Origin of the sequence: Rhizobium sp. SEMIA 4085 (genome assembly GCF_013004495.1) — a bacterium.
GTDB lineage: Bacteria > Pseudomonadota > Alphaproteobacteria > Rhizobiales > Rhizobiaceae > Rhizobium > Rhizobium gallicum.
This window is the reverse complement of the sequence record NZ_JABEPH010000156.1, coordinates 1-12915: the sequence shown is the minus strand read 5'-3', so window position 1 is coordinate 12915 and position 12915 is coordinate 1. Positions and strand designations below refer to the sequence as shown.

At 58.8% G+C, this 12915-nt stretch carries 11 protein-coding genes; 4 read left to right on the top strand and 7 right to left on the bottom strand.

Annotation, left to right across the window (positions count from 1 at the left end):
• Positions 1-671: 671 nt before the first annotated feature.
• Together C9413_RS16775 and C9413_RS34495 are read left to right on the top strand one after the other, a co-directional pair.
• Complete coding sequence (locus C9413_RS16775) at positions 672-869, top strand: hypothetical protein (RefSeq protein WP_028739595.1); 198 nt, start codon at positions 672-674, stop codon at positions 867-869.
• A gap of 294 nt (positions 870-1163) precedes the next feature.
• The gene (locus C9413_RS34495; protein ID WP_039845252.1) at positions 1164-2183 is read left to right on the top strand and encodes a GlxA family transcriptional regulator; all 1020 of its coding nucleotides are present in this window, start codon (positions 1164-1166) and stop codon (positions 2181-2183) included.
• Between the two features lie 16 nt (positions 2184-2199).
• Here C9413_RS34495 and C9413_RS16765 read toward each other — a convergent pair whose 3' ends face one another.
• The 7 genes from C9413_RS16765 to C9413_RS16735 all read right to left on the bottom strand — a co-directional run bounded on the left by C9413_RS16765 (position 2200) and on the right by C9413_RS16735 (position 11095).
• The gene (locus C9413_RS16765) at positions 2200-3531 is read right to left on the bottom strand and encodes a diguanylate cyclase (protein ID WP_170250661.1); all 1332 of its coding nucleotides are present in this window, start codon (positions 3529-3531) and stop codon (positions 2200-2202) included.
• Positions 3532-3733: 202 nt separating this feature from the next.
• Positions 3734-4564 (bottom strand): response regulator, encoded by an 831-nt coding sequence (locus C9413_RS16760; protein ID WP_039845254.1) that lies wholly within the window; start codon positions 4562-4564, stop codon positions 3734-3736.
• A gap of 171 nt (positions 4565-4735) precedes the next feature.
• The gene (locus tag C9413_RS16755) at positions 4736-4999 is read right to left on the bottom strand and encodes a hypothetical protein (protein WP_039845255.1); all 264 of its coding nucleotides are present in this window, start codon (positions 4997-4999) and stop codon (positions 4736-4738) included.
• Between the two features lie 121 nt (positions 5000-5120).
• A complete protein-coding gene (locus C9413_RS16750; protein WP_170250660.1) occupies positions 5121-7661 on the bottom strand; it encodes a mechanosensitive ion channel family protein in 2541 nt (846 codons plus the stop codon).
• Between the two features lie 88 nt (positions 7662-7749).
• Positions 7750-8301 (bottom strand): DUF924 family protein, encoded by a 552-nt coding sequence (locus C9413_RS16745; protein ID WP_170250659.1) that lies wholly within the window; start codon positions 8299-8301, stop codon positions 7750-7752.
• A gap of 20 nt (positions 8302-8321) precedes the next feature.
• The gene (locus tag C9413_RS16740) at positions 8322-9377 is read right to left on the bottom strand and encodes a histidine kinase dimerization/phosphoacceptor domain -containing protein (protein ID WP_170250658.1); all 1056 of its coding nucleotides are present in this window, start codon (positions 9375-9377) and stop codon (positions 8322-8324) included.
• A gap of 272 nt (positions 9378-9649) precedes the next feature.
• On the bottom strand, positions 9650-11095 hold the full coding sequence (locus C9413_RS16735) for a DHA2 family efflux MFS transporter permease subunit (RefSeq protein ID WP_170250657.1): 1446 nt from the start codon (positions 11093-11095) through the stop codon (positions 9650-9652).
• Positions 11096-11342: 247 nt separating this feature from the next.
• Here C9413_RS16735 and C9413_RS16730 point away from each other — a divergent pair, with 247 nt between their 5' ends.
• Both C9413_RS16730 and C9413_RS16725 read left to right on the top strand, forming a co-directional pair.
• Positions 11343-11603 (top strand): hypothetical protein, encoded by a 261-nt coding sequence (locus C9413_RS16730; RefSeq protein ID WP_039845259.1) that lies wholly within the window; start codon positions 11343-11345, stop codon positions 11601-11603.
• Positions 11604-11712: 109 nt separating this feature from the next.
• Positions 11713-12684 (top strand): DMT family transporter, encoded by a 972-nt coding sequence (locus C9413_RS16725; RefSeq protein ID WP_170250656.1) that lies wholly within the window; start codon positions 11713-11715, stop codon positions 12682-12684.
• Positions 12685-12915 lie beyond the last annotated feature (231 nt).

Here is a 12915-nt window from a genome sequence, read left to right as displayed (position 1 = left end):
GTATCAAGTTGAAAAGGATGGCAAGGTCGCCGACGAGTCGCCTAGTAAGATTCTGGATGCTTTTGCTCGAAACGGAGTCGTCTTGCTGTACGATGATTGGGGACAGATAGACGGGATGAAATTCAGACCTAAGCCCGATTGACGCGAGTGACTAGCGAAACCCGTGATCGTCTCCGCTGATATGGGGCCATGCCCTCGGCCATCTCTCCGTAAGCCCTGGCATGGTGCAACTCAAGCCAGAGTGCAAAGTCGCTCGCTGAGGCGCTGTGCATGCGGGAGAACCGCGCAAGGCCGCTCATCGCCAGCTTCTATCTCTGCGCAGTCAATCGATATTTCTTGGAAACGCGTCGCAACTATTTTGTTTTTTCGCCGGATCAAAACAGGCACATTGCCTACCCTGCTCGATGCAGTAAATAGTTGATTTCTTTAGCGTCAACCGAAAAAACGCGATTCAGAAATCGCGATTAAACCTAGAATACGTATGAATTTCTTGGTTTTCGCGTCGCAAATAACTTGTCCGGACAACTACATGCGGCTACGGCGGTAAACGTGAACCGCTCCGATAGGTTCAACAAATCTGATCGTATCCATAAAATCTATTCGTTTGTTTGATGGATGGCCAAGGAGCATATTAAGCATCAAGCGCAAACACCGTGAGAAAGGAAACGACGATGACTACGATCGGTTACCGGGATGGCAAGAGCTCATCCTCCGACGCGCACTTTGATGTAGCAAGCCTTGCCCGCAGGCTCGCACATTCCTGGCACCAGTGGCAGAATGCGCGGGAAATCGAATCCATGCCTTTCGACATTCGCAAGGATATTGGTTGGCCGTCTGCGGACGACGCGGATGAACGCAAGGTTATGTAATGAATGCGACATACCTCCCCGCTTGAAGGCGGCGCCAGCCCGCGGCAGCGCCGCCTTCATCATTTCAGCGATCCGCAGATTTAATCTTGAATTCTAAAGACATATATCTTCAGACAGGCCGATGCCGCAACTTTTGCCGACTGTCTTCGTCATTTGACGACGATCAAATTCGCCAATGTCGCAAAATAGCTCTTCACGGCCGCATTTTTCCATGCGAATGTCGCTTTGGAGACATCAGAACGACGCATTCCACGCAACGAATAGGCAATCGCCCTCGAGCATGGATTTTTTCTCATGAACAAGATGCTGACCAAGAAGCGTTCTCTCGTCTTCTTTATGGTTCCCCAGTTCACCATGCTGCCCTTTTCGGCGGCGATCGACACGCTGCGCATCGCCAACCGCATGCTCGGCTATCAGGCTTATACCTGGCGGCTGACCTCGGTCGACGGCAACAAGGTCTATTCCTCCTGCGGCATCGGCGTCGAGGCAAATTCGTCGCTTGCCGAAGAGCGCCGGCATCTTGGCGGTGAAAACCGCCCGAACATGGTGCTCGTCTGTTCGGGAATCGATGTCGAGGATTTCAACAACAAGTCCGTCAATGCCTGGCTTCGCGAATCCTACAATCGCGGCGTGGCCGTCGGCAGTCTCTGTACGGGCGCGCATGTGCTTGCTCAAGCCGGGCTCTTGAACGGCAAGCGCTGCGCGATCCACTGGGAAAACCTGCCGGGCTTCTCCGAAGCCTTTCCGCAGGCGGAGGTCTATGCCGACCTCTATGAAGTGGACAGCAATCTCTACACCTGCGCCGGCGGGACCGCTTCGCTCGACATGATGTTGAACCTCATCGGCCAGGATTTCGGCGAAGCGCTCGTCAACCGTGTCTGCGAGCAGCATCTGACCGATCGCGTCCGCAGTCCGCACGACCGTCAGCGCCTGCCGCTACGCGCCCGCCTCGGTGTCCAGAATTCCAAGGTTCTGTCGATCATCGAACTGATGGAAGGCAATCTCGCCGAACCTCTGTCGCTGCTTGAGATCGCGGATGGCGCCGGCCTGTCCCGCCGCCAGATCGAGCGGCTTTTCCGGCAGGAAATGGGCCGGTCTCCCGCCCGCTACTATCTGGAGATCCGGCTCGATCGCGCCCGTCACCTGCTGGTGCAGTCTTCGATGCCGGTCGTCGAAGTCGCAGTCGCTTGCGGCTTCGTCTCCGCATCGCACTTCTCGAAGTGTTATCGCGAACTTTACAACCGTTCACCGCAGCAGGAGCGCGCCGAGCGCAAGCTGACGATGGCAACGGCTCGCCAAGCGATCGCAGCATAATAAAGGAAGCGGCGCACTACTGCGCCGCTTCCTCCGTCATCCTGGCGTCGGAATAGACCTGGTTACGGCCCTTGTGTTTGGCCATGTAGAGAAACTGGTCGGCGGCGTTGAGGTAATTCTCGAAGGTTTCGTAGCCCGAGATTTCCGCAACGCCGATCGAGATGGTGACCGAGAGTTCCTCGTCGTCGGCAGCCACCTTCAGCCGCGAGATATCCGAGCGGATTTCGTCGCAGAGCTTCGTTGCCGCAGCCGAATCCACCATCGGGAAAAGGATAGCGAACTCCTCGCCGCCGAGGCGCGAGAGAAGATTGTCACTGCCTTCGAAGATTGCAGCAAGCCGGCTTGCAACCGCCTTCAGCACCTCGTCGCCGATCTCGTGGCCATAGGTGTCATTCAGCCGTTTGAAATGATCGATGTCGAGGATAGCGACTGAACTCGGCGATTTTTGCCTCAGGCACTCGTTCACGACCTTTGGCCCGTAATCGTAGAAATAGCGGCGGTTATAGAGGCCGGTCAGATAATCGCATGCGGCGGCGGATCGCAGTTGCTTCATCTGAGTCAGCGTCTCGACATTGTTGGCAATGCGGCACTGAAGTTCCTCGGCCACGAACGGCCTGTAAACGAAGTCGCTGGCGCCGGCCTTCAGGAAGCTTGCCGACAGCATCCGGTCGTTGGAAGAGGAGATGCCGATGACACGCATCCTGTCGGAACCGAAGCGATGACGGATGCGCCGCGTGAGCTGATAGCCAGTCATGTCCGGCATGTGATGGTCGGTCACCACAAGTTCGATGTCACTGTAGGCCTCAAGCGCAGCCAGAGCTTCGAGCCCCGAGGTTGCCTCGACGACCATGTACTGCTGCGCCTTCAAGAGGTCGACGAGCACCTGGTGCGCAGACGGAACGTCATCGACAACGAGGACGCGCGTCTTGCGGTTCAGCATCGCGCGGCGCACGGTCGCGACCAGATTGTCGAGCGCGAATTCATTGTCCTTGAGGACGTAATCGATGACGTTGCGTTCCAGTATCCGGTTGCGGGTCGCCGTATCGAAGGTCGCGGTAAAAACGATCGTGGGAACATTGTGCTCGATCGTGCAATCAAGCGCCTCGCCATAGGGCGAATCCGGCAGGTTCAGATCGACGACGGCCATCGTGAATCCCTGACGGTCCTGCGCCAAAGCCTCCTGCAGCGCCTTCAGCGAAGAACAGGGCTTGACGTTGAGGCCGAGCTCGGCCTGAAACCGATGGCAGAGCACGGCGGAAAACATCCGGGAATCTTCAACCAGAAGTAACTTCTGCGTTCCGAAGCGAGGGCCCGAGCCGTCCCGACTGAAATCCGCCTGAAATGCCATGCCCCCTACTCTCCCAAGTGCAATGAAAAGCCGAATCGGCCTTCATTGCGGCGGCAAGGACGATAGCCGAGAGACCTCAAGGGTTGAAGGGGCAGAACGGCTATAAAGTAACCTGCAATTGCAACAATTCGAGGTATCTCCACAACGCCAGGGGGCTCCTCATTCATCCGGGGGCCTCCTGATACCGCGTTCGATCCTCGAATCAGGCAACGGCCCTCTCCTTCTTCATCGTCTGGATCTGCAGCAGCGTGTCGAGGTTCTGGTTGACGCGGCAATAGAACTCCTCGTCGATGAACGGGCGCAGCATGAAATCGTTGCCACCCGCCTTGAGAAAGCGCGCCGAAAGCAGTCGGTTGGATGAGGACGAGACGCCGATGATGCGCAGCTGATGCGAGCCGATACTGGCGCGGATGCGTCGCGTAAGCTCGAAGCCGTCGATATCGGGCATGTTGTAGTCGGTGACCATGAGGCCAATGTCGCGATTGGCCTTCAGGATCTCGAGCGCCTTGGCACCGCTCTCGGCAACGCTGACGCGGAAGTTATAGCGCCTCAGGCGGCTGGAGAGCAGCGCGCGCGCCGTGGCGCTGTCGTCCACGATCAGCACGTGATGGCGCTTGTTCGTCAGGAAACGGCAGATCGCTTCGGCGAGCAGATCGACCGCGAAGATGTTGTCCTTAAGGATGTAGTCGACGATATCCTTCGCCATCAGTTCGTCGCGCAGGCCCTCGTTGAAGGTGCCGGTAAAGACGATGGTCGGAATGCTGAGATCGACCAGATATTCCAGCGCCTCGCCCTTCTCAGCGCCGGGGAGATTGATGTTGGAGATCGCGAGCATGATCGGCTCGGAAGACTTGTCGTAAGCAAGCTGCAATTCCTCGAAATTGCGGCAGATCTCGACGTCGATATTGAAAAGCTCCTTCAGCCGTTTGCTGATCATCGACGTAAAGACATTTGAATCTTCAGCGAGAATAATACGCGCACCAGCAAACATCTCTCCGGAATACTGCATTCCCGAAATGCCTAAAAATGACATAGCAAACCTTTTGATGGAAATTCTGTCCCCGGCCGAACCGATACATCAATTCGTTTGAGTATTTGTTAATCGACGTGGCGCGATGCCATGAGAAGAAGGCAGTCCGTAAGACTGGCTGCTATTTCTCGACTTATGCTTAAGAGACTATTCGCGAACGGCCGTGCCGAACGTCTACTTGATGATGACCGAGCCTTTGACGATCTCGATTGTCTCGCCGCCACCGAGGCCGATGCGGTCGCCGTCCGGCGTCGTCATGAAACAGCCTGCGGCGCAGAGCGTCTCCGATGCGCCGGCATCGACGACGACCTCGACGCGGTTTCCGCCTTCGGTGACGATAACGACGACCGGCGCCGGATCAGTGTTGGTGATTGTCGCCGCTTCAGCGCCCGCGGCGATGAGAAGCGAAAGAAGCATGACCGTGGCAAACCTTGCCATTCAGCGCGGCGCAGCGATGCGCCCTCCCCTGGAGCGTCTCGGCGCTGCTGCCCCAGCAGCGAAATTCCGATTGCCCAGGCTTTATAAGCGAGAGCCTCTGAAGGATCCCTGAATAAAATACTTAGCCTTTGCGATTGCCATCGGCCGCTTTGCTGCGCAGCTGTCGCACCGCTCCGGTGTCCGTCACGCCGGTATCGCCGACAGGCTGTTCGTCTGCTCTTGTCGAGGAAGGTTCCAGCGCCGGGCCAGGCACGTGGTCGCGGTGGAAAATGACGTCGCTCTGCGGCAGCGGGATTTCGATCCCTTCTTCCTTGAAGCGTTTGAGGATGGCGATACGTAGGTTGTTCCTGACGTTCATGCCCTCGCCCATGTCGGCCAGCATGAAGCGCAGCTCGAAGTCAAGCGAATAGGCGCCGAAACGCAAAAACTCGACATGCGGCTCCGGATTGCGCAGCACGAATGGCGCCTCGTTGACCAGCTCCAGGAGGATATCCATGACTTTCTGCGGATCGGCATCGTAGCTGACGGAAATGGGGATTTCCGAACGGCCGACCTTGTTGCGGTGTGTCCAGTTGCCGACCGCAGCATTGATGAGTTCGGAGTTCGGCACGATGATCGACTGCTTGCGGAAAGTCTCGATCTCCGTCGCACGCACGGAAATGCGCGTTACGATACCTTCTGCCGTGCCGGAGACGACATGGTCACCGACCTTGAATGGCCGTTCCACAAGCAGGATCAGGCCCGAAACGAAATTCGAGACAATGTTCTGCAGGCCGAAACCGATACCGACCGAAAGCGCCGAAGCAACAAGTGCCAGGTTCGAAAGGTCAATACCTGCCGCCGAAACGCCGATGATCGCAGCGACGGCGACGCCGAGATAACCGATGCCGGTCTTGACGGAATTGCGCACGCCGAGATCGACATGGCTTCGCGCCATGACGTTGCTGTCGAGCCATCGCTGAACCCAGCGAGTCAGGAAATAACCGCCGGCGAAAAGCAGAATTCCGGTGAAGATACCGAGCAGCGAAATGCTGATCCCGCCGAGGCGGACCTCCGTGAAAAGACGGTAGGCGATCAGCTGAAGATCCTGGATATGGAAGCCCCAGAGCAACAGGATCAGGGGAATGCCGGTCATGAGCGCAACGGCATAGATCGCAAGTCCCACGCCAAGGCCGACCTGATCGATCGCCACCGGCCCCATATTGAAGCGGCTCTGCAGGAAGCGGCCGATGAAGGTGTCGCCGAAGCTCTCCTGCTTGGAAATCGCCTTGCCCGAGAGCAAGCCGATATAGGTGGTCACGATGATCGCGCCGGTGATGATGAATTGCGTGGCGACGAAGCGGGCAAGGCCGACATAGCCGATCAGCGCGGTCAGGATGAGACCTAGGCCGAGCAGGCGAAGGATGATCGCCATGCCGCGCGGCCAGTGGCGGCCTGGCGCATCGGGATCGCCGTCGTGCGCCAGCATCGGACGCCCAAAGGAGGCCGCGATCAGGATGAGACCGATAATCAGCGCCGCAATAAGGCTTCTTACGACGGTCAGAACCAGCGGTGAGCCCATCGCTTCGCTGACGCTGCCGAACAGGTAGTCGAGCGCATTGACGATCGCCATTGCCAGCAGGCAGGCGCCAATCGATTGCGCGCCGCGATTGGAAAGGCGCACGAGGCGCCACTGCGGCTCGCGGGGAGCGAAGACGGCATTGCTGAAGCGGCCGACGAAATAGATCAGCCCGATCGCTCCGAAAAGAGCGGCGACAACAGGCGCAATATCCGGCCTCAACACGTTGAAACCATTGAGGAAAATATATGACGTCACCAGCACTGCGGAAAGCGCGAAGGTGCGGATCAGCGTCGACCAGAAGGCAATTGAGAGCCGGCTGATATAGGAAGGGTTCTCGACGCCGTCGTCCCGCGTCAGGTAGCGGCCGAACATCCGGTAGCCGCCTGAAAGCATGACCAAGCCTGTCGCGAGCGACATGAAGATCGCGGCGAACATCGCGAATCGCTTGAACTTCCACACGAAACTCAGCCAGCTCGAAAGTGCCTGCCGGAACTCGCCAACCTCCTCGACAAAGGCCTTGGCCGCATCGTCGAGCACCGACACTGAAACCTCGGTGCGCCTCAACAAAGTTGCAGCAAAAAGCCGACGGCGGGTTTCAACTACTTCGTTCATCAGCTGGTTGATGGCAAGCGAGAGGTTTTCGGCATCGCCGGTCACGGCATTGATCTGTGCGCGCTCTGCCGTCAGCGCATTTCGCTCCTCGGTAACGATCTGCGCTTCCGGCGGCTGTCCCTCCTTCGGCGGATCGCCGAGCTCGGTGAGACGGCTCTTGATCTGATCGAAACGCGGGCGGAGATTGACGGAGGTCGTGAGAACGTGGCGTCCCAGTTCATCCACCTGCGCGGACAGGCCGACGAGGGCGTCGTCATTGTCGGCGTTCTGCTTCACGCCGTCCTGCAGGGACGTGAGCTTTGCCTTGGCCTTTTCGATCTCCTTGACTGCTTGATCGAGCCCCGCATCCGCAAGGGGAGCGGGAGCCGGCGCCTGCGCCTGCGGTTGCGGCGGCTCCTGCGCAGCCGCAAAGCTGCCAGGCAGACCGGCAGCCGATACTGCAAGCATCAAGCAAAGAAACGTCCGGAGCAGAATGATTGTCAGCCGCAAAATGTCCCCGCAAGGATTCGGTTCATCAGTGAGGCCTGCTTCTTATAGCAAAGAAAGGCGACAGAAAGGCGGAAGTTGTTTTCGCCGCTCAGAAACCGGCGCCGGGCCTGGCAAGATAATCCAGTTCGGCCGCCGTCGAAACTCTTCCGATGATGGTGTTGCGGTGTGGAAACCGGCCGTAGGCAGCAATCACGTCGCGATGGCGAATGGCATAATCGAGATATTCCGCATCACCAAGCGCCTGAAACAGCATTACCGACCGCTCCTGCTCCGCCATGTCCTCGGCATGCTCGAAAGGCAGGTAGAAGAATGTCCTGCATTCTTTCTCGACGACCTGATCGGCACCGGCATCGAGCGCCAGTTTCGCTTCGCGAAGCGCCAACCCGTCCGTCGCAACCGCAAGCGGCGTGTTCCGATAGATATTCCGCGGAAACTGATCGAGCACGACGACCGCGGCGAGCCGATTCTGCGGGCTCGCATGCCAGGCACCGATCACGCCGCCCGCCAGTGCCAGGTGCGTATCCCGGAAACGGTGCCGAATTTCCTCATCGAGCGAGAGCGTCGTTTCGAACCACTGCTCGCGGCTGCATTCCTCGAACCAGAAGGAATACACCTCCTCCGGCGTGCATATCTTGGCCACCGCTCCCCTCCCTGCGCCAGTCAGTCGATAGAAAAGACCAGTATGGCCCGGGTGCCGCGATGGGCCGGGTCATAGGTCAACTCCGATTTGAGGCTTGCTGCCATCGCGGTCAATATCTTCGTGCCGAGGCCGGTGCCCTTCGCGGGGCTGGAATGGTCGAAGCCGGCGCCATCGTCCTCCACGACGAGACGCAACTGCTCGCCCGCTTGCTCGACGATGACCCTGATCTCGCCTTCAACACCTTCGTTATAGGCATATTTGAAAGCATTGGTGACGAGTTCGCTGACGATGAGGCCAAGCGTGACGACCTTGTCGGTTGGCAGATCCATCGGCTGGGCCGTCAGAACGATCCGGTGCGGCCGCTTGTCGTCGCGAATGGAAGCCTCGAGTTCGCTCAAAAGGTTCTCGACATATTCGTCAAGCTGCACGGTGCCGATCTGACGGCTGTTGTAGAGCCGCCGGCGGACACTCGCGATGGCGGTGATACGCATCTGCGTTTCGTGCAGTGCGTCGATCGCCACCTGGTCCGTCGTCATCGACGACTGCATGCGGATCAGCGCTCCGACAAGGCCGAGGCTGTTGGCGATACGATGATTGACTTCGGCAAGCAGCATCTCGGCGCGGTCCCTCTGCTGGCGGATCACTTCTTGCGCATCAGCCGTCTCGCGTCGGTAGCGCGCACGTTCCAGCCCTTGCTCCAGCGTCGCCGCAAGCAGATCGAAATAATCGGGGGAACTGCCCTTGAGAACATAATCGTCGGCGCCCGCCCTCAACGCCGCAACGGCAATGCCGGTGTCGTCGGAGGCAGTCGCATAGATCACCGGCGGATGATCAGCCAGCGCCATCAATTGCGGCAGGACATCGAGTCCGGTTTCCGTTTGCAGGAGATGGTCGATCACAACAGCATCGATGCCGCCTTCAGCAATCCGCTTCAATCCGGTCGCGCCGTCTCGCGCCCATTCCACCGCGAAACCGTGGCGTGCGAGGTTCTCCTTCAGCCGCAGTGCGAGTGTTTCGTCGTCATCGATGTAAAGGATGCGGATTTCGAGATCCGCATCATCAACGGATTCACGCATTGGGCCTCCGGATTTTGCCAAGCAGCAACGCAACTGCCCGGCGGCCGGGTCGCCTGCATTCGAATGTATTGTATCGGCCATTGCGCGTAAACAGCGGCAAAGCCTCTGCCCCCCTGAAGACCTTCGATCGAAGGAAGTTCGCATTTGAAATCATGCCGGCAATATGACCCCGCCCGCTGAAGACTCCGCGGGATAGAAAAATATAGTGCGAACGCAGAAAGATGCGCAAACCCGAAACTAAACGCAGCCGGACCGAAATGGTTCCATCGCCTTCACTTTTCTTGAAAGCGCTTGTGCTTGGAGACTTCCGCACCGGCATCTGCAGGCAAACTGAAAAAGGGTAACGACGACACGATCCCCATCAGGCCGACCGCCAAAAAGGCCCAGCGGAAATCGATAAGCGCAGGGTCCGGCGCCGCGCGAAGCGCGGTAGAGATATTGAGCAGAGCCGCCGCAACAGCGACGCCGAGCAGCATGGCGGCCTGCTGGAGCATGCTTGATAGTGTCGAGGCAGAGGTGCGCTGCTCCGGGCCGATATCGGCGAAGGCAAGCGTGTTCAGCGCGGTAAATTCCATCGAGCGTGAAAGACCGGCCGCAAGCAGGATCGCGTAGATCACCGCCAGCGGCGTATCCGGCGTGAAAAAGCCGCACGCAATGATGCACAACGCCGCAATCAGCCCATTCACGCAAAGAACATTGCGGAATCCGAACCGCGCAAGCAGCGGCGTGGTCACTGCTTTCATGCCGAGATTGCCGAGAAAATAAACGAGTAGGTATGTGCCCGCGGCAATCGAGTTCAAGCCGAAACCGAGCTGGAACAACAGCGGCAGCAGGAAGGGCGTGGCGTTGATCGCTACCCGGCAGACCGGGCCCGCCGAGAGCGTCGAAATCGCAAAGGTCTGGACCTTGAACGCCGAGAGGTCGAGCAGGGGATTTTCCACCTTCAGGAAATGCCGGGTGGCCATGACGGAAAGCACGATACCGGTTGCAAGCATGGCAAAGACCAGAAGAAGGCTGCCCTCCCGCTTCACGGAGAGCTCGAGCGCGGCAAGCACGAATGTCATTCCGGCACCGCTCAGGATGAAGCCCAGCACATCGAGACGACCCGGGTTCCCTTCGCGCTGCTCCGGCACGAAGCGCAGCACGAGCGCCATGCCGAGGAGGCCGATCGGAATATTGATCAGGAAGTTCCAGTGCCAGCTTGCATAGGTTGTGATGAAGCCGCCGAGGACCGGTCCGATGACCGGCGCCGTCAGCGCCGGCCAGGTGATGAGCGCGATCGCATTCACCAATTCAGACTTCGGCGCACTCTTCAAAACGATGATGCGCCCGACCGGCGTCATCAGCGCGCTTCCGGCGCCCTGGATCGCACGCGCGACAATGAATTCCGTAAGGCTGCCGGAAAGGCCGCAGAAGAGCGATGCCCCGGTGAAGACTCCAATCGACGCCAGGAATATACGCCGCGCACCGAAACGGTCGCCAAGCCAGCCGGAAAGCGGGATGAAAGCCGACATGGTCAGCATGTAGACGGTGATGCCGATGCTCATCGAGACCGGCTGCACGCCGAAGCTCGCCGCCATCTGCGGCAGCGAGGTCGCGACGATCGTGCCGTCGAGGATTTGCATGAAGAACGATACGGCGACGACCAGCGCAACGATCTTCGCCTGAGCTGCGCTCGGCGCTTCGTCCGTCTTTTCACTCGTCTGTACTGTTGTCATCGATATGCCATTGCGCATTGCGGAGGAGAAGTGCGTATCGCCGCTGGGAACCGGGCAGGCAGGAATTCGGCACCCTGAATACGCTCCTTACGCGGCCGGGCAAAGTCAAAACGGTCCATGCCGCTTACAATTTCCGGTTTCCTGCGCGATCCTGCTCGCATCAACGGCACAAATTGGCTTCACAAACGTTTGATGATGACCGGGGCGGCAGATTTCGCCGCGCCGGAATTCAACCGAGGATATATCGATGACGCCGGAAGACCGCCGTGCCGTTTTCAGCCATCGCAAGATTGCAGCCATCGTCAAGGGAATGACTCAGGAAGACGGAACTGACCTACCCATCACCGGCAAGTCGCTTGGCGAGGCGATCCTCTTCGTCTCCGAACAGGCGGCAACCGATGCGTCGGCCGTCCATATCATCTACGGTGAGCACGGTTCGCTGAGCTACACGGATTGCCTGAGCATCTACCGTGAATACGGAGCGGAGCTTCGCAGCGAATTGACGTAGACGGATAGAGCAGTGCCCATTCGCATGGCAGCTATTCGCAACCGCGTCTGCTCTCCGCACGGTTTTTCTCGTATTCGGGAGACAACCTCCTCAAGTTCGATTCGAGAACATGTCCCCGACCCATTCGCCGCTCCGAGGTGTCCTCGTCGCATTCGCCGCCTATGCAGTCTTCGCTTTCAGCGATGCCTCGATCAAGATCCTTCATGGTGCGATCCCGTCTTACCAGGTGGCCTTCATCGGCTCAATCTTCGGCCTGGTCGTCTTGCCGGTGATCAAAGCGCGGGATGATTCCTGGCTCGATATCGTCCAGACATCGAACCGCATACTGTGGGCGCTTCGCTTCGTCTGCGGTGCGACCGGCGCGATCGCCTCGATCATCGCCTTCACGAAGCTGCCGATGGCGGAGGCCTTCTGTCTCCTCTTCCTGCTGCCCTCCTTCGTGACGATTCTTTCGGTCATCTTTCTTAAGGAAGACGTGCGCTGGCAGCGCTGGACGGCTGTCGTCGTCGGTTTCATCGGCGTGATGATCGTGTTGAGGCCCGGCTTTCGCGAGTTGTCGGCGGGCCATCTGGCGGCCGCAATCGGCGGCTTGAGCGCAGCCGTTTCCATCGTCATCCTGCGGGCAATGGGGCCTGCCGAAAAGCGCATTTCGCTCTATGGCGCCGGACTTCTCGGAACGCTGATCGTCAGCGGCCTTCTGATGCTCTCGGATATTGCCGTTCCGACGCCGCGCGAGTGGCTCTTTATGGCAAGCTATGGCATTCTTGGGGCGACCGGCAACGTGCTTCTCATGACGGCGGCCCGCTTCTCGCCCGCAAACCTCGTCGCCCCGCCTCAGTACAGCCAGATGATCTGGGCAATCGTCTTCGGCTATCTCATCTTTGATGATACCATCGATCTCCCGATGGCCGCCGGCATCGTTTTGATCATCTGCTCGGGCTTGCTCACGCTCGCCCGAGAACGCAAGCGCGGCACGCCGCTTCCGGCCGCCGTCGTCTCGGTGGACAATCAGGCCCCCGTCTCTGCAACGGCGGAGCTTGCAGAAGCCAACTTCGACGGCGTGGAACATCCTGCAGAGTAGGCCCGCAGTGGCCATAGTCCGGCCCTCGCTCGCTGCTATTTGAAAGCCGGGACAGTCTTTACCTCCTCCGGCAACGGAACAATCCGGAGAGGCGCTTGTTCCAGATAAAAGAGGGAGTTTTCATGACTGATGAACCCAAGGAACGCGGTGAGCCCGTCCCGCCGTCGCCCGCCGAGGAAGAAACGCGCCTACTAGCGGAGGAGCGCCGGAGCTGGCTGATCTGGACCTTCG

Coding starts and splice junctions, on each gene's coding strand:
- C9413_RS16775 (WP_028739595.1), top strand. CDS start 672: ATGACTACGATCGGTTACCGGGATGGCAAGAGCTCATCCTCCGACGCG.
- C9413_RS34495 (WP_039845252.1), top strand. CDS start 1,164: ATGAACAAGATGCTGACCAAGAAGCGTTCTCTCGTCTTCTTTATGGTT.
- C9413_RS16765 (WP_170250661.1), bottom strand. CDS start 3,531: ATGGCATTTCAGGCGGATTTCAGTCGGGACGGCTCGGGCCCTCGCTTC.
- C9413_RS16760 (WP_039845254.1), bottom strand. CDS start 4,564: ATGTCATTTTTAGGCATTTCGGGAATGCAGTATTCCGGAGAGATGTTT.
- C9413_RS16755 (WP_039845255.1), bottom strand. CDS start 4,999: ATGGCAAGGTTTGCCACGGTCATGCTTCTTTCGCTTCTCATCGCCGCG.
- C9413_RS16740 (WP_170250658.1), bottom strand. CDS start 9,377: ATGCGTGAATCCGTTGATGATGCGGATCTCGAAATCCGCATCCTTTAC.
- C9413_RS16735 (WP_170250657.1), bottom strand. CDS start 11,095: ATGACAACAGTACAGACGAGTGAAAAGACGGACGAAGCGCCGAGCGCA.
- C9413_RS16730 (WP_039845259.1), top strand. CDS start 11,343: ATGACGCCGGAAGACCGCCGTGCCGTTTTCAGCCATCGCAAGATTGCA.
- C9413_RS16725 (WP_170250656.1), top strand. CDS start 11,713: ATGTCCCCGACCCATTCGCCGCTCCGAGGTGTCCTCGTCGCATTCGCC.